The organism is Dongia soli, assembly GCF_034044715.1.
Classification (GTDB): Bacteria; Pseudomonadota; Alphaproteobacteria; order Dongiales; family Dongiaceae; genus Dongia_B; species Dongia_B soli.
The window spans coordinates 44,151-60,322 of sequence record NZ_JAXCLW010000013.1; the positions used below are offsets into that span (position 1 = coordinate 44,151).

Here is a 16,172-nt window from a genome sequence, read left to right on the forward strand (position 1 = left end):
CGCCGCATTTCCGGGTATACGCCCGATTTTCGGGTGTTTCAATGCATCGAACCCATAGGTTAATGCAGCCCGGGCCAGCGTAACTAACGGGTACGCGGGCTTTCCTGTCAAGCGGCCGGATCGGGTTCCGGCACGCGCATGGTGACGAATTCCTCGGCTGCGGTGGGATGTACCGCCACGGTCTGATCGAACTGCGCCTTGGTCGCCCGCATTTTGACGGCAATGGCTATGGCCTGGATGATCTCGGCCGCGTCCAGCCCGACCATATGGGCGCCGAGCACGATCTGGCTCGCCCGGTCCACCACCAGCTTCATCAAAGTGCGCTCATCCCGCCCGCTCAGCGTATGCTTCAGCGGCTTAAAATTGGCCTTATAGATATCAACCGCACCATATTGGCGGCGCGCCTCGGCTTCGGTGAGGCCAACCGTGCCGAGCGGAGGCTGGCTGAACACCGCCGAGGCGATGGTGGTGTGGTCCATCGGCCAGGGTTTCTTACCGAAGACGGTATCGGCATAGGCCATGCCTTCCTTGATGGCGACTGGCGTCAGATTGACCCGGTTGGTGCAATCGCCGATCGCATAGATGTTGTCGACACTGGTCTTGGAATAGGCATCGACCTTGATAGCCCCATCCCTGCCGAGCTCGACGCCAGCCGCTTCCAGGCCGAGCCCATCCGTCTTGGGACGCCGCCCGGTGGCATAGAGAACGCAGTCAGCTTCGATGGCCGAGCCGTCTTCCAGCGTCACACGGTAGCCAGCCGAGGTTTTCTCGATCGAAGCAACGTCGCTGTTTACCCGAAGATCGATGCCTTTCTTGCGCAGCTCATCGGCCAAAAAGTGCCGGAGATCGTCATCGAAGCCGCGCAGGATCTGCTCACCGCGATAAAGCTGCGTCACCTTGGCGCCAAGCCCGTTGAAGATGCCGGCGAATTCCACCGCGATATAGCCGCCGCCGACGACCACGACGCGGTGCGGCAGCTCAGGCAGGTGGAAAGCCTCGTTCGACGTGATGGCGTGTTCGATTCCGGGTACATCCGGCTTTTGCGGCCAACCACCGACGGCAATAAGGATATTTTTGGCGGTGATCTTTTTGCCGCCGACCGAGACCGTGTGGCGGTCGATCAGTTCCGCCCGCTCCTCAATGAGTTCGACATTCGAGCCCGCCAGCAGCTTCTTATAGATGCCGTTCAGCCGGTCGATCTCCCGGTCCTTATTGGCGATCAATGTCTTCCAGTCGAAATGCGCCTCGCTCAGGCTCCAGCCATAGCCGGCAGCATCGGCGAAATCTTCATGGAAATGGGAGGCATAAACCAGGAGCTTCTTCGGCACGCAGCCGCGGATCACGCAAGTGCCGCCGACCCGGCTTTCCTCGGCGATCGCCACTTTGGCGCCGTAACTGGATGCCATGCGGCTGGCGCGAACGCCGCCCGATCCGGCACCGATGACGAAGAGATCAAAATCGAAATCCGACATTAGCCTGGCCCATTAAGCACAAAACGGGGGCCATCCTAACAGCCGGCCAGCGGAGTTCAAAGCCACCGGTTCCGTATATCGATCAATTGCTTAGAGAATACGGCAATGCCGGGGATCGATCTGCAGCGATACCGACTGCCCAAGCTCCAGCGCCCGATCCTTCAGGCTGACGAGGCTCAGCAGGCGGTGGCCGCCGGGCAGCTCCATCTGATAGCGGGCCATCGATCCCAGATAATCGACATCAGCCACGGTGGCCGGCAGCCCACCATTGCCGGGCGGGATGATGTCGATTTTTTCTGCCCTCACCACCACCTTGACCGCCTCGCCCGGCGAAACCGGCCGCGCCGCATCGGAAACCAGCAGCGAGCCGGCCGCGCCGAGATCGACCGAGATGCCTTCCGGAGCGACCTGGCGAACCGTGGCCGGCAGAAAATTGGCATTGCCGAGGAAGGTCGCCACGAATTCGCTGCCGGGATGTTCATAGACCTCGGTCGGTGCGCCCATCTGCTCGATATGGCCCTTGTTCATCACCACGACGAGATCGGACATGGCCAAAGCCTCGCCCTGGTCGTGGGTGACGAAGACCGTCGCGACGCCGATGCGGCGTTGAATATTCTTCAGCTCGACCCGCATCTCCTCGCGCAGATTGGCATCCAGTGCGGAGAGGGGTTCATCGAGCAACAACACATCCGGTTCGATTACCAGCGCGCGCGCCAAGGCGATGCGCTGCTGCTGGCCGCCCGAAAGCTGCGCCGGGAAACGCTCCTCGACCCCCGGCAGACGCACGATGTCGAGCGCGTGCTTCACCCGGCGTCGAATCTCATTCTTATCGACATCGCGATATTTGAGGCCGAAAGCGACATTGTCGTAGATCGTCTTATGCGGAAAGAGGGCGTAGTTCTGAAACACCATGCCGAGGTTGCGCCGATGGATCGGCACCTCGTTCATGCGCTTGCCCTTGATCATGACATCGCCTTCATCCGGCGTTTCCAACCCGGCGATCATGCGCAAGGTTGTGGTCTTGCCACAGCCCGACGGCCCCAGCAAGGTCACGAAAGCACCAGCCGGCACCGTTAGATCGATACTGTCGACCGCGACGACGGCAGAGGAGAAACGGCGGGTGATGCGATGCAATTCGACGGCGTTCATGTCACTCGGCATAGCTGGCTTCAACAATCAAATTGAGGCGGATCGGCCGCTGCAAGGTGCTGCGGCCGATCCGATTAATCTCAGCCGCCCTTGGAGATGCGGCTCCATTCCTTCTTGAATTCGTCCTGGTGCTCGTACCAGAACTTGGCCTTTTCCCAGACATAGCCGTCAAATTTGGCGGTGTCGTCATAGCCCGGCAGCTTCTTCACCGAATCCGGCATCGGCACCTTCGTCGGATCGAGCGAGGTCGGATAGAACTGGCCCTCGGCAATGGCGATCGCCACTTTCGGCTCGATGCAGAAATTGAGCAGTTGCTCGGCCTCTTCCATCGGCGAGCCCTTCAGCACATAGAGGCCTTCCAACCAGGCGAAGCCCACGGTGCTGAGGAAGCCGATATCCTGGCCGGAATTCTGCAGGCTGGCGACGCGGCCGGACCAGCCGTCAGACAGAACGATTTCTTCCTTGGCGAAGAGATCGATGAATTCCTGGCCCGAGCTCCAGTATTTCACGACGAGGTCGCGCTGCTTGCGGCAGGCATCCCAAATCGCATTGATGTCGCTTGGATTCTGCGGGTCCTGGCCGAGATAAAGCGCGGCCATCCAGGGGCGCGTCTGGAAGCTGTCATAGCCCGCCATCTTGCCCTTGTATTTCTCATCCCAGAGCAGCTTTACGCCTTTGGACTTCGCTTCCTCGTCGGAAATGTATTTCCGGTTATAGGCAAGGCCGGTCACGCCGTAATCGAAGGGCACGGCGGAGAGCTTGCCTTCCGATTCATTGCGGAAGGCGGTCAGCGTTGGTTCGAGAACATTCTTCAGATTCGGGATATTGGCTTCGTTGATCGCTGAAGCGAAACCCGCCTGGCAGAAGCGGTAATAGTCATAAACGCCGCTGACCAGGAAGACATTGTATTCCCCGGGCTGCGACGCCTTGACCAGCGACAGGAATTCATCGGTATCGCCGAATTCGCCCTCGACCACCTTCACGCCGGTTTTTTTGGTAAACGGCGGGAAGGCATTATTATGGAACGCTTCCGAGACGATGCCACCCCAGCCGTCGAAGCGGATGCTTTCCGCCGCCGCCATGGCGCTCTTCGTCAGCTTGCCCAAGGGGCCGCCCGCCACGCCGACCACAGCCGCCGCGGCGCCGATGATACGCAGCAGGCTGCGGCGGTCGATATCGCCGCTCTCATAGGCTTCCAGCAGCCGTTCATATTTTTTGCTGTCACCGAACTTCATTTTTTCCTCCCATCACGGAACCGGCACGACGCCGATTCCAGTTAGTTGCGGTCGCTACGACCCCGTTTGATCATCTACCTCTTACCTACCCCTGGCAAACCGGCGGACGACATAGCCGCCCGCCAATGGCAGGGCGACGGTGATCACGATCATGACGGCCCCCAGTGCATTGATTTCCGGGCTGATCGAGGTACGCAACATGGCGAAAATCTTGGTCGGCACGGTTTCGATGCCGGGCTTCTTCCAGAACAAGGTCGCCGTGATGTTGTCGAAGGACAAGGTGGCGGCAAACAGGAAGCCGCCCAGTACCGCCGGCGCCATCAAAGGCAAGGTCACGGCGAAGAAGGTCTGCAGGCGATTGGCGCCCAGGCTCATCGCCGCTTCCTCGTAATGTTGGCGCATGCCGACCAGCCGCGCTTGCACGACCAGCACCACGTAGGGCAGCGAGAGAATGGTATGGCCCAGCAGCAGCAGCATGTAGCTGCGCGGCTGCTCCAGGAATTTCAGGAACATCAGCAGCGCGACGCCAAGCACCACTTCGGGCATCAGCAGCGGCAGGCTGAGGAGATTGTTGACGACCGCCTTGCCCTTGAAACTGTAGCGAATGAGGGCGATCGCCGCCATGACCCCAATCGCCGTGGCGAGCAACGAAGAGGAGGCTGCCAGGATAATCGAGGTCTGGAAGGCCTCCATGATGGAATCGTTTCCGAACAGCTTGCCGAACCAGACGAAGCTGAATCCTTCCATCGGGAACGAACCGGTCCGCGCCGAATTGAAAGCCAGCAGCACCACCACGATGATCGGCGCGAACATAAAGATATAGACGAAGAGCGTCAGCAGGCGGAGCCCGTTCCAGCCGGCACCCGGACGATCGGCGCTCATTTCGCGAAACTCCGATAGATATCGCTGAGGCTCATGAAGCGGTTGTAAACCGCCACGATGATGCCAAGCGAGAACAGCAGCATCAGCGACAGGACCGAGCCGGTCGGCCAATCGAGCTGGCTGATGATGGCCTCATAGATGAGCTGCGAGAAGAACAGGGTATCCGTGCCGCCCAGCAGGCGCGGGGTAACGAAACTGCCGGCTGCCAAGACGAAGCAAAGCAGGCTGCCGGCGCCGAGCCCCGGCAAGGAAAGCGGCAGGGTGACCTCACGGAAGGTCTGCCAGGCGGTACAGCCAAGCGTTCGCGCTGCCGATTCCAGATTGCGGTCGATGCCATCGAGACTGACATAGACATTGATGATCATGTAAGGGAGCTGGAAATAGACCAGCCCCATGACCACCGAGAAATCGTTGTAGAGCAGCGACAACGGCTTATCGATGACGCCGACACTCAGCAGCACCGAATTGACAAAGCCGCTTTTGCCCAGGACGTTGATCCAGGCGAAGGTGCGAATGATGTAGGAAATCCAGAACGGTAGGAACAGGAGGAAGAGCAGCAGCGCCTTGTTGTTGAAGCGGCAGCGCGCCAGGAAATAGGCTGTCGGATAGCCCACGATCATGCAGATGACGGTGGTGATGGCCGAAATCTTGAAGGTTTCGCGCAAGGCCAGCCAGTAGAAGGGATCGCCGCCCACTGTAATCCAGTTGCCGAACTGGAAAGCCGGGATATCCTGCCCATTCGCGGCGCGCAGCCAGAACGAATAGATGAAAATGAACAGAACCGGCGCAAGCAGCAGCAAAGCCAGCGATATGAGCGCAGGCGATAAAAGGAAATATGGCCTGTATGCCGCCGGCACCAAGAACTCCCCCTACCCTATTAGCCAGTGATCTTGGCGCCGCCTTGCGAATTCAACATAATTATCGTCGAATGCCGGCGGCGCTCACGCACCGGTCCTCATCTTTTGTTGGATGTGATAATGCATAGATTATTCCGCCTTGTCCATCGGCAGCGGTTATGAAGGGGACATATCATATGTCTAATCCGATCGGAGCCGGCGATTTAACGGCCGACGCCCTGCGATTTGCCCGCATGCATGGTTGTGGCAATGATTTCGTGGTGATCGACGATCGCGACGGCAAGTGGTTCAGCCGCCGGGCTGAACTGGCCCGGGCCTTGTGCGATCGCCGCAAGGGCTTGGGTGGCGACGGCCTGATCCTGATCGGTAATGGCAAGGATACCGACTTCACCATGACCTATGTCAACGGAACCGGCGTCGATGGCGAGATGTGCGGCAACGGCGCCCGCTGCGTGGTGCGCCGGGCCCATGACCTGCAGATCACCGGCGACCGGACCGTGTTCTCAACCGAAGCAGGGCCGATCAGTGCGCGAATCGAAGGTGGCATCATCAGCCTGGGTATGACGCGGCCTAGGGACGCCGAACTTCACATCACGGTGGAGAGCGATGGGCGCAACTGGACGGTCCACTACATCGATACCGGCGTGCCGCATATCGTCATTTTCATCGACCAGATCGACGATGGCCCGATCGACGAGGTCGATGTCGCCAGATATGGGCCGGGCCTGCGCCGGCATCCGCGCTTCCCGCGTGGCGCCAATGTCAATTTTGCCGAGAAACGTGGCGCCAATACCTATCGGGTCCGGACCTATGAGCGGGGCGTGGAAGCCGAAACCCTTGCCTGCGGCACCGGCTCGGTCGCCACCGCCCTGATCGCGCATCTCTTGGGCGAGGCGCAGTCGCCGGTGACCATTCTGCCAACCGGCGGCGGCACGTTGCGAATCGATTTTCGCTCCAACGGCGAAGGCCGCTTCGAAGATGTGCAGCTGGCCGGCCCGGCGGAGACCATCGCCACCGGCACGATCGCCGAAGACTGGCTGCGCGAACGGAAGCTGCTGTCCTGAAAGCACAGCGTCAAGCGGCGGCGATGGCGGCCGGCACCGCCTGGGCTCGCCATCTTTGCCGCACGAAGACGGCGAGAACAGCAACCTGCACCAGGACCGGTCCGAAGGTCAGCACCGCATTGCCGGAATCGTAAGGCAGCACCAGGGAGAGGAGATGCGGCCCGCCGACAAAGGCGACAATCCAGGCCAGCGGAAAATAGGCAATCAGCAAATAAAGGATGCCGGCGATATCCGCCCGCTGCCGCCATTGCCCGAAATTCAGCAGCAATAGGAACAAAAGGTCGCGCGCGACGAACAGAATCCCGGCTGCCAACATGATGCGGGTATGCGGGCCGTATTCCTGCCACCAGCTTGCCAGCCAGGTCTGGCCGATCTCCGCCGTTGGCTGAGCAGGCAGCAGGGCGATCAGCACAAGCGCAAGGAGGGCGGTCACGACATAGGTGATCAGCCAGAGCGGCAGGAAGGTCAGCGCCTTGGCAAGATTGCCCTGGCGAAACGCCGCCAATCCCCAACGATAGCGCACGGCATCCTTCGGCTCTGCCAGGAAAGACCCGTAGACCAGAATAACGCCGAGGCCGACCGGCGCGCCGAGGATCGCAGCGATCGTTTGGCCCGGCTGGTCGGCAAGACCGGCGGCATAGATCATCGCAAAGGCCAGGAAAGCACACCAGACCCAGGGCACGTTGCTGTACTGGAGCTCGGCCCGCATCAAGCGATAGAGGCCGAACCAGGCCCAGGCGCAAAACACCGCCAGCGAGACCAGATGAAACAGAGCGGTGTGATAAGCATTGCCGAACCAGACGACCGTTTCCGGTCCCCGCAGCGCGTTATTGAGGTCACCGATTATGGTATTGCCGTAGACCAGCAGGCCGCAGATCTGCGCGAAGGTGACCATCAAGCGCCGGCGTAACTGCGCCTTGCGCAGCAGCAGCAAGGCAACGCCGAGCGAAACCGCATGGGCAAGCAAGCCACTGAGGATCAGATCAAGATTGAGGATGAGAAGGTCTGAGGCGTTCGCACCAGCCTGGAGCAGGACAATATCGGTCAGGGCCAGGCACAGCAAGGCACAGAACCAGGGATAGGCGGTCCCGCCGAGCAATTTGCCCCAGACCATCTGCCAGGCCGAGAGGCCGGACATGCGCTGCGTTTCCCAGGTATTGCCGGCAACTTCTTCCGCCAAGGCATCGGCGGCCCGCCGCGTGCCCCAGAAACCAATGATGATATTGAAGATCCAGCGGCCCGCATTGGCCATGGTCGAGGTGGCGAATTCGCCGGTCGCCGTGCCGGCATAATAAAGGATGCCGATGACGACGACGGCCGCCAGAACGCGCTGCCAGGAAAACTGCAGCCAGAGATTTCGGGTGAATTCAGGATTGCCGATCACTGTAGGGATACTCCCGCGGAACCGCCTGCAGTGATTTTCTGCGGAGCGCCGCTTTTCACATGAGTGAGGTAAGCGTCCTGGAGGCCGAGCCGGTCGGGCGCGAAACTAGCGACCTTGAAATCCTGGCCGACCAGCGTCTTCAGCAAGGCTGCATGCGCCAGGGAATCATCCGCCATCTCGATGACCGCATGTCCGGCATCCAGGCTGATGATGGTGAGATCGGCAATCTGGTGCAGGGCAGTTTCCAACGCATCACTGCGGTCAGCGAGGTCGAGGCGCAGCCGGACACGCCCGAGGGTCTGCGCCGCCTGGCCAAGCGGTGCATAATCGACGAGGCGGCCATCGCGGATGATCATCATATGTGTCGAATAATCTTCCAGCTCGGCAAGGATGTGCGATGAAACAATGATGGTCATGCCGTCATCGCGCAGGCGGCGCAAGACGGCGGCCAAGGCAATCCGCGCCTCGGGGTCGAGACCCGATGCCGGCTCGTCCAGCATCAGTACTTTGGGATCGTGAATGATCGCCTGGGCGATGGCGAGGCGCTGGCGCAAGCCGCGTGACAACGTCCCTGCCTTTTCCTTCAGGCGATCGGTCAGGTCGAGGCGCTCGGCCGCGCGCTGGGCTGCAGCCACCACCGAGGATGAGGCGACGCCCTGCGCCTGGGCCCGGTAGCGCAGGCATTGCTGCACGGTGAGGTCATCATAGAGACCGAAGAAATCCGGCAGGAAGCCCATGCGCCGGTGCGCGGCGCGCGGATCGTCATGAACATCGAGACCATCGATCGTCACCGAGCCGGCGAAGGGCCGGTCCAGCGCCGCGCAGATCCGCAGCAGCGTGGATTTACCTGCACCATTGGGCCCCACCAAGGCGGTGATGGTCAGCGGCGCGATCTGCGCTGACACGTTATCGAGCGCCCGGCGTCCAGGATAGTCATAGGTGAGATTCTGGATATCGATCATAAGAGCCTGGGAAATCTGGGGCCTGCAAACGAGAACCCCCTCGCCCCGCAGGATGAGCCGGCGGAACGAGGGGGTCGTTTTACGCGACGAGACGGATCAGATGCCGCCCATGCACATGTATTTGACTTCGAGGAAATCCTCGATGCCGTATTTCGAGCCTTCGCGGCCGATGCCGGATTCCTTCACGCCGCCGAAGGGTGCGACTTCGGTGGAGATGATGCCGGTATTGATGCCGACGATGCCATATTCCACCTGCTCTGCGACACGCCAGACACGGCCGAGATCGCGGCTGTAGAAATAGGCGGCCAAGCCAAATTCCGTATCATTGGCGAGCTTGATCACTTCCTCTTCGGTCTTGAAGCGGAAGAGCGGCGCCACCGGGCCGAAGGTTTCTTCGCGGGCCACCGCCATATCGGAGGTGACGCCCGTCAGGATGGTCGGCTCAAAGAAGCTGCCGCCAAGCGCATGGCGCTTGCCGCCGGCCGCCACCTTGGCGCCCTTGCCGGTCGCATCGGCGATATGTTCCTCGACCTTGGCCACGGCCTTCATGTCGATCAGCGGGCCCTGCTGGGTTTCGCCCTTCAGGCCGTCGCCGACCTTCATCTTGCCGACCGCCGCCTTCAGCTTCTCGGCAAAGGCTTCGTAGACGCTGTCCTGGACATAGATGCGGTTGGCGCAGACGCAGGTCTGGCCGGTATTGCGGAACTTCGACATGATGGCGCCTTCGACGGCGGCATCGAGATCGGCATCGTCGAAGACGATGAAGGGGGCATTGCCGCCGAGCTCCATCGAGACCTTCTTCACTGTCGCGGCGGATTGCTGCATCAGCAGCTTGCCGATTTCGGTGGAGCCGGTGAAGGTGAGCTTGCGGACGATCGGGTTGCCAGTCATCTCGCCGCCGATCGCTGAAGCCGAACCGGTGACCACGCTGAAGAGACCGGCCGGGAGACCGGCGCGTTCCGCCAGGACGGCAAGGGCCAGAGCCGAATACGGCGTCTGGGTCGCGGGCTTCAACACGATCGGGCAGCCGGCTGCCAGCGCGGGGCCCGCCTTGCGGGTGATCATGGCCGCCGGGAAGTTCCACGGCGTGATCGCCGCGACCACGCCGATCGGCTCCTTGGTGACGACAATGCGCTTATCGCCCTGATGCGCCGGAATGACATCGCCATAGATCCGCTTGCCCTCTTCGGCGAACCATTCGATGAAGGAAGCGGCGTAAGAAACCTCGCCCTTCGCTTCGGCCAGCGGCTTGCCCTGTTCGGCGGTCATGATGGTGGCGAGGTCATCCTGATTTTCCATCATCAGGTTGAACCATTTGCGCAGCACGACGGAGCGTTCCTTCGCCGTCTTCTTACGCCAGGCCCCCCAGGCAGCATTGGCCGCCTCGATGGCGCGGCGGGTTTCGGCAGCCCCCATATTGGGGATCGTGCCGAGCACCTCGCTGGTGGCCGGATTGGTCACATCAATGGTCTTGCCGGAATCGGCATCCACCCATTGACCGTTGATGTAGCACTGCTGACGAAACAGGTCCTTGTCCTTGATCGGCAATGCAACATCAGCCTTCGCTACAGCTAGGGTCATGACTACCTCAGTAAGTTTGGGAAAGATGGTGAAGTATAGCCCCCGTCCAGGTAAATGCAAAGCATGGCGGGGATGGCGGAATAGCCTGTCATGTCAACATGTTGCAATACTTCAGCCAACCACTGCAGTGGCCGCGGCGAAGCCGGAGCGGATCGCCCCTTCGATGGTTGCCGGCCAGCCGGTTTCAACCCAATCGCCAGCCAGCCAGAGATTGCGATAGGCGGTCTTCGGACCCGGCCGGCGGCGCAATTGTTCGGGCGTTGCAGCAAAGGTCGCGCGCTTCTCCTTGACGATGCGCCAGGGCGGCATTTTATCCACGTCGCGGTCGTGGACTTTCGCCACATCGCGCCAGATCAGCGACGCCAGTTCCTCCGCCCGGCGATCGACCAGGGCCTCGGCAGCACTGCAGGTAACGGAGAGGATACCCGGTTTCTTGAAGACCCATTCCGCCGTCCCACCAATCACGCCGGTGAAGCTAGGTTCGCCGCAGGAATCGTCGCTGAGATCATCGCAGCGGTAATGCGCATTGACGATGGCGCGGAAGGAATCCGGTGCGGTGATGACGGGCAGCAGATCGGCAGCTACCGACGGTGTCACCGCCAGGATCACGGCGTCTTCAGCAGCGACGTCGATCTGGACCTTGCCGAAATCGAGCCGACTGATACGGTCGCCCTCATAAGCGAGGCCGCGCAGCCGATGGCCGTAGCGGATTTCGCCGCCACGCTGCGCCAGCAGGGCGAGCGCGGGATCGACCAGGGTCTCCGAGAGACCGAGACGCGGCAGGACCGGATGCAGCGCCGCGCCGCCCTTGCCGAAGGTCTCCGCGAAAACCGCCCAGAGGCTCTGCGCCGAGGCATTGATGGGTTCAGTGTTCAGCACGGCAATCGCCAAGGGGGACCATAGGCGGCGATAGAGCACCGATTTCGGATCGAAGCATTGCGCCACAGTTGCATTAGGACCGGCCCGCTGCATCTTCAGCGCCGAAAGATAATCGGCGATGCGCGTGCCCGCGACACGACGATGCGGAAAGAAGATCCACCAAGGAAAGCGCCCCTCGGTCGGCCGCACGGTCCAGCGTTCACCGGTTTGCAGATCGATGAAGGGATAAACCGCCATATCCTGCGTGACCACCGTCGAGGCCGCGCCGATCTCGCTGATATAGGCCATCGCTGCCAGATTGCCGGTGACCATCAGGTGATTGCCGTTATCCAGCCGGCAGCCGAGATCGCTGTCATGATAGGAGCGGCAACGGCCGCCCGCCTGCTGCGCCGCTTCGTAGAGCACAACGCTTTTACCCGCGCGGCTGAGACGCATCGCCGCCGACAAGCCGGCGAGGCCGGCGCCGACGATATGAACGCGGCCAGATATCGTTATTTCCGTCGTCATTCAAAGGAATCCGTAGCGCAAGGCAATCCACAGTTTGCGCCATTTCGGCACCGATACCGGCTGTGTCAGGTCGCGCCAATCGGCGGCAATCAGCTTGTCGAGAATGGCGTGATACATGGCCCCCATCACCGCCGCCGGCCGCATCGCCTGCTTGGAACATTGCCGCATCGCCGCCTGGGCCTTGACGAAATGATTCTCGGCCTTGGCAGCCATGTCGCGGCAGACGGCGCGCAAGTTCGGATGTTTCAGCACGGCCTGTGGCTGGGTCGCATCGATCCCGTGCTGCTGCAGCACTTCGCGTGGCAGATAGAGCCGGTCGCGGCTGGCATCTTCGCTGAGATCGCGCAGAATATTGGTCAATTGCAGCGCTCGGCCGAGATGATGTGCGACGGTATCGGCCTGGGGCTCGCGTGTGCCGAAAGCCCGCACCGAGAGCCGGCCCACCGCACTGGCCACCCGGTCGCAATAGAGATCGAGCTCGGCCAGGCTCGGCGCCTGAATGACAACGGCATCCATTTCCATGCCGTCGATCACCGCGATGAAATCATCGCGCCGCAGATCGAACATCTGCATATAAGGGAACAAGGCACGCGCCACTGGATGCTGCGGCTCGCCGCGATAGAGCCGATCGATCTCGATCCGCCATTCGGTCAGCCGGCGATGCCGTTCCTGATCGGTAAGACCGTCGTCATCGGCGATGTCGTCAACCTCGCGGCAGAAGGCATAGATCGCATACATCGCGTTGCGCCGGTCCGGCGCCAGCAGGCGCATGGCGCTGTAGAATGAAGTGCCAGCCGCCCGCACCTTGGCGGCGATCTCTTCCGTCAGCGCATTATCGATGTCAGCCGTCATTTTATCCCCGAATTTCGTGACGGCCCGCCCTGCAGCACCGCGCGGCCAATTCCCTGTAATGTCGCCAGCGCAATCGCCGGCTTCTTCAGCTTGACCCGCATGGCCAGCGGATCATGTCGCCGCAATAGATCGATCAGCTTGTCCGCAAGACGCACGATCACCGCGGCTTCACAGCGCATGCGCAGATCGCGCACCTCACCGGGCAGGCGGCGCGCCGTCTGCATCAGTTCCTCGGTCTCATCCAGCAGGCGATCCAGCACCCGGCGCAAGGCTGGGCTGCTTTTCGGTGCGTCTAGCGCGGTAACGTCGATCCCCTCGGCACCCAGATGATCGTCCGGCACATAGACCCGGTTCATCTCACGATAATCCAGCGCACAATCCTGCAGATGATTGATGACCTGCAAGGCATTGCACAGAGCATCCGATGGCGGCAGTGAGGACGGCGCTTCGCCATGCAAGGTCAATAGATAACGGCCGACCGGCGAGGCCGAGTAGCGGCAGTAATGCATCAGGTCGGCCCAGTCATCGTAACGCAGCTTGGTGGCGTCGAGCCGAAAGGCAATCAGCAGATCTGTGCAATTGACGGGATCCAGCTTTGTCGCCTTCAAACTTTCGCGCATTGCCACCGCCACCGGCACATCCTGGCGCGTCGGATCGAGGAGCACCTCTTCCATCAGATCGAGGCGGCGAATCTTGTCCTCAGGCAAGAGCGTCGGATTGTCGACAATGTCATCGGCCATGCGCGCCCAGCGATAATAGACATGCACATGGTTACGCAGATCCGGCCGAATGAGAATGGACCCGACCGGAAAATTCTCGGTGCCGGTATTCTTCCCCGACGGTGTACTGATATCTTCTGCCATGGCCATCAGCGTCGCATCCTCATGCCGTCTTCTTGGCCTGCATGCGGCCTTTCCATTCCCCACCACGGCCGACCCAGTGCCGGCGCGCGGAATCCACCGTGGCCAAGAGATAGAATAAGGCAACCAGCGGCAGGAACGGCGCCCACAAAACGGAGCGGCGATAGTAATAGAGCGTCGGCAGATAACTGAGCGTCATCATCGCCCAGGCCATGATGCCGAGGCCGCGTGTGCCGGCATTGCCGTCAATGGTGAAGATGGGCGCCAGCAGATAGGTGAAAATCATTCCCAGCACGCAGCCGATCAGCAGCCGGGTGGAATGATTGAGCTGGGTGAAGGCCGAGCGAGCGATCAACATCCAGATATCGCGCCATTGCGGATAACCGCGCAGGCTGGAGACATTGTCGGCCAGGCCGAGCCAGATCGGGCCATGCTTTTTCATCACCCGACCGAGAGCGCAATCGTCGATCAGCGCATCCTTGATGGCGGCGATGCCACCCGCGGCTTTCAAGGCCTTGCGCTCGACCAGCATGCAGCCGCCGGCCGCACCCGCCATGCGGCTCTTGGGATCGTTGATCCAGGCGAAAGGATAGAGCTTCTGAAAAAAGAAGATATAGGCCGGTATCAGCGCTTTCTCGGCAAAGGTATCTGTCCGCAACCGCGCCATCAGCGAAACCAGTTTGTACCGTCCGGCTTTCGCATCGCCGGCACAGGCGCGCGCAACGAGGTTGCGCAGGCTGTCCGGTGCATGTTCGATATCGGCATCGGTCAGCAGCACGTATTGCGCCGACGGCATCACCTTCTCCAGCGCCCCAAGCCCCTGATGCACCGCCCACATCTTGCCTGTCCAGCCCTGCGTGAGGCGCTTGCCCGACAAAACCGTCAGGCGCTCGGTAGCACCGGCTGCCTCTGCCGCAGCCCGGGCTTCGGCAGCCGTGGCATCCTCGCTGTTGTCATCCACGAGAATGACGCGAAAGGGTGCGGGATAATCCTGACGCAGCAGCGCGCCGATCGCCTTGCCCACCACGCCGGCCTCATTGCGAGCCGGGACCACGGCGGCGACAGGCGGCCAGGTTTCTGGCGCCGTCGCAACCGCCGGCTTCGGCAATTCCAGCCAGAAGCGACCGCGAAAGAGCAGCAGATAGAACCAAATTCCCACCGGAAGACCGGCAATGGCGATCCAGATATCCGTCATGATCGAAGCTATAGCGGCCGAAACCGTTCCGCTCCACCCAAATCTAGCATTGCGAAACACCGCTCGTAGCGGCGCTAAAACCATAAGATTTGTTTAACGGTTTGTCCGCAGACTGGCGAGGCAAGAATTGGGATCGGGGCAGGTTTTGCTGACGCAATATATCCATTCGTGGCTTGAAACGACGCCGGCGACCTCGTCTTCCGAGGCTGATTGTCGCATCCTGGTGATCGCCAGCGACGAGAATTTACTGGAGATCATTCAGGATTGCCTCGCCCAACGGCATGTACGGGAAATTCGTCACGTCGCAACGCTGGCCGAAGCGGCACAGATCGGTATCGACGGTGCTTTATGGGATCTGGTCCTGATTTCCTGTCCGGACGGCCGCGATTTCCAATCGGTGAGGGGCTTGCGGCATGAAATCGGCCTGTCGCGCGCGGCGATCGTTGCCTTAGTGCCCAGTGCCGAGGATCTGCGCCACGCCATCGATGCCGGGGCCGATGATGCCCTTTCCCCGCCGCTGAACCGTGACACCCTCGATCTCCACATTGCCCATGCGTTGGAGCATCGCGGGTTGCGCAATGCCGTGGATCAATACTGGATCAGCACGGTCCAGGAACATGACGCCGATCTCGCCCGATTTGTCTATGATGCGGCGCCGGAAGCACTGATGCTGCTTGATTCCACGGGCATCATCCAGGCGGCGAATCCGGCGGCAGAAGAGCTGCTGCGCTGCGAAGCTACCTTGCTGACAGGCTCGCCGATCGGTGCCTTCATGAACGGAATCGCTCCCAACGCCAATGAGGAGCCGCGCATCGATCGCCTGTTGACGCAACTGAACCGTCCGAATGGCAAGCCGGTCGAGACGCAGCTTCATCGCCTGGACGGCAAAGCCATTCGGGTCGAAGTCGTCGGCCGCGCCGTAACCCGGCTCGGCCAGCCCGCCCTGGCCATTTCACTGCGCGACATGTCCGGCCGCGCACCCGCGCCGGCCAGCGCCGACAAGGCCGCGGACGGATGGGATCATCATGCAGCCATGCTGCGGTTGCTCGCGCAATTGAGCGATGAATTGCTGGCTCCCCTGGACGAAATCGTCCATTGCGCCGAGGTCATCCGCCAAGAGGCCCTGGGACCGCTCGGCGTGCCGCTCTATCACAGCTATGCCGCCGATATTCAGGAAAGCAGCCGCACCCTGCTAAAGTTGGTGGGGCGTATCATGGACATGACAAAAGACGGAGAGAACGGAGCGGCGGTCCCCGTCACCGATGCCGGCTAATCGCGCACGCGTCAGCCACC

General features: G+C 61.2%; 14 protein-coding genes. 2 read left to right on the forward strand and 12 right to left on the reverse strand.

The window, feature by feature from the left end; all coding sequences use genetic code 11:
- Positions 1 to 107: 107 nt before the first annotated feature.
- The 5 genes from gor to SMD27_RS23155 form a co-directional block, all read right to left on the reverse strand.
- Positions 108 to 1,472, reverse strand: a complete 1,365-nt coding sequence (gene gor / locus SMD27_RS23135) for a glutathione-disulfide reductase (protein ID WP_320510824.1) — start codon at positions 1,470 to 1,472, stop codon at positions 108 to 110.
- A gap of 90 nt (positions 1,473 to 1,562) precedes the next feature.
- Positions 1,563 to 2,633 (reverse strand): ABC transporter ATP-binding protein, encoded by a 1,071-nt coding sequence (locus SMD27_RS23140; RefSeq protein ID WP_320510825.1) that lies wholly within the window; start codon positions 2,631 to 2,633, stop codon positions 1,563 to 1,565.
- A gap of 68 nt (positions 2,634 to 2,701) precedes the next feature.
- A complete protein-coding gene (locus SMD27_RS23145) occupies positions 2,702 to 3,856 on the reverse strand; it encodes an extracellular solute-binding protein (protein WP_320510826.1) in 1,155 nt (384 codons plus the stop codon).
- Between the two features lie 81 nt (positions 3,857 to 3,937).
- Complete coding sequence (locus SMD27_RS23150; RefSeq protein ID WP_320510827.1) at positions 3,938 to 4,738, reverse strand: ABC transporter permease; 801 nt, start codon at positions 4,736 to 4,738, stop codon at positions 3,938 to 3,940.
- Positions 4,735 to 5,595 carry an ABC transporter permease gene (locus SMD27_RS23155; protein ID WP_320510828.1) on the reverse strand — a complete coding sequence of 287 codons (861 nt, stop codon included), beginning with the start codon at positions 5,593 to 5,595 and terminating at the stop codon, positions 4,735 to 4,737. The genes SMD27_RS23150 and SMD27_RS23155 overlap by 4 nt, the downstream gene beginning before the upstream one ends.
- A 176-nt stretch (positions 5,596 to 5,771) precedes the next feature.
- Between SMD27_RS23155 and dapF the strand changes: the two genes are divergently transcribed.
- Complete coding sequence (gene dapF / locus SMD27_RS23160) at positions 5,772 to 6,659, forward strand: diaminopimelate epimerase (protein WP_320510829.1); 888 nt, start codon at positions 5,772 to 5,774, stop codon at positions 6,657 to 6,659.
- 10 nt (positions 6,660 to 6,669) lie between these two features.
- Here dapF and SMD27_RS23165 read toward each other — a convergent pair whose 3' ends face one another.
- The 7 genes from SMD27_RS23165 to SMD27_RS23195 all read right to left on the reverse strand — a co-directional run bounded on the left by SMD27_RS23165 (position 6,670) and on the right by SMD27_RS23195 (position 14,879).
- Entirely contained in the window at positions 6,670 to 8,043 is a 1,374-nt protein-coding gene (locus SMD27_RS23165; protein ID WP_320510830.1) for a hypothetical protein, read from the reverse strand.
- On the reverse strand, positions 8,040 to 9,005 hold the full coding sequence (locus SMD27_RS23170; RefSeq protein ID WP_320510831.1) for an ABC transporter ATP-binding protein: 966 nt from the start codon (positions 9,003 to 9,005) through the stop codon (positions 8,040 to 8,042). The genes SMD27_RS23165 and SMD27_RS23170 overlap by 4 nt, the downstream gene beginning before the upstream one ends.
- A gap of 96 nt (positions 9,006 to 9,101) precedes the next feature.
- On the reverse strand, positions 9,102 to 10,586 hold the full coding sequence (gabD, locus tag SMD27_RS23175; protein WP_320510832.1) for an NADP-dependent succinate-semialdehyde dehydrogenase: 1,485 nt from the start codon (positions 10,584 to 10,586) through the stop codon (positions 9,102 to 9,104).
- Between the two features lie 111 nt (positions 10,587 to 10,697).
- Positions 10,698 to 11,972, reverse strand: coding sequence for a hydroxysqualene dehydroxylase HpnE (hpnE, locus tag SMD27_RS23180; RefSeq protein ID WP_320510833.1), 1,275 nt, complete (start codon positions 11,970 to 11,972; stop codon positions 10,698 to 10,700).
- A complete protein-coding gene (gene hpnD, locus SMD27_RS23185; RefSeq protein ID WP_320510834.1) occupies positions 11,973 to 12,824 on the reverse strand; it encodes a presqualene diphosphate synthase HpnD in 852 nt (283 codons plus the stop codon).
- Positions 12,821 to 13,693 carry a squalene synthase HpnC gene (gene hpnC, locus SMD27_RS23190; RefSeq protein ID WP_320510835.1) on the reverse strand — a complete coding sequence of 291 codons (873 nt, stop codon included), beginning with the start codon at positions 13,691 to 13,693 and terminating at the stop codon, positions 12,821 to 12,823. Before hpnC ends, hpnD begins: the two co-directional genes overlap by 4 nt.
- A 13-nt stretch (positions 13,694 to 13,706) precedes the next feature.
- On the reverse strand, positions 13,707 to 14,879 hold the full coding sequence (locus tag SMD27_RS23195; RefSeq protein ID WP_320510836.1) for a glycosyltransferase: 1,173 nt from the start codon (positions 14,877 to 14,879) through the stop codon (positions 13,707 to 13,709).
- Positions 14,880 to 15,006: 127 nt separating this feature from the next.
- On the opposite strand from SMD27_RS23195, the gene SMD27_RS23200 reads away from it, so the two are divergent.
- Complete coding sequence (locus tag SMD27_RS23200) at positions 15,007 to 16,152, forward strand: PAS domain-containing protein (protein ID WP_320510837.1); 1,146 nt, start codon at positions 15,007 to 15,009, stop codon at positions 16,150 to 16,152.
- Positions 16,153 to 16,172 lie beyond the last annotated feature (20 nt).

Coding starts and splice junctions, on each gene's coding strand:
- SMD27_RS23170 (WP_320510831.1), bottom strand. CDS start 9,005: ATGATCGATATCCAGAATCTCACCTATGACTATCCTGGACGCCGGGCG.
- SMD27_RS23145 (WP_320510826.1), bottom strand. CDS start 3,856: ATGAAGTTCGGTGACAGCAAAAAATATGAACGGCTGCTGGAAGCCTAT.
- SMD27_RS23150 (WP_320510827.1), bottom strand. CDS start 4,738: ATGAGCGCCGATCGTCCGGGTGCCGGCTGGAACGGGCTCCGCCTGCTG.
- gor (WP_320510824.1), bottom strand. CDS start 1,472: ATGTCGGATTTCGATTTTGATCTCTTCGTCATCGGTGCCGGATCGGGC.
- SMD27_RS23140 (WP_320510825.1), bottom strand. CDS start 2,633: ATGCCGAGTGACATGAACGCCGTCGAATTGCATCGCATCACCCGCCGT.
- hpnD (WP_320510834.1), bottom strand. CDS start 12,824: ATGACGGCTGACATCGATAATGCGCTGACGGAAGAGATCGCCGCCAAG.
- SMD27_RS23195 (WP_320510836.1), bottom strand. CDS start 14,879: ATGACGGATATCTGGATCGCCATTGCCGGTCTTCCGGTGGGAATTTGG.
- hpnE (WP_320510833.1), bottom strand. CDS start 11,972: ATGACGACGGAAATAACGATATCTGGCCGCGTTCATATCGTCGGCGCC.
- gabD (WP_320510832.1), bottom strand. CDS start 10,586: ATGACCCTAGCTGTAGCGAAGGCTGATGTTGCATTGCCGATCAAGGAC.
- dapF (WP_320510829.1), top strand. CDS start 5,772: ATGTCTAATCCGATCGGAGCCGGCGATTTAACGGCCGACGCCCTGCGA.
- hpnC (WP_320510835.1), bottom strand. CDS start 13,693: ATGGCCATGGCAGAAGATATCAGTACACCGTCGGGGAAGAATACCGGC.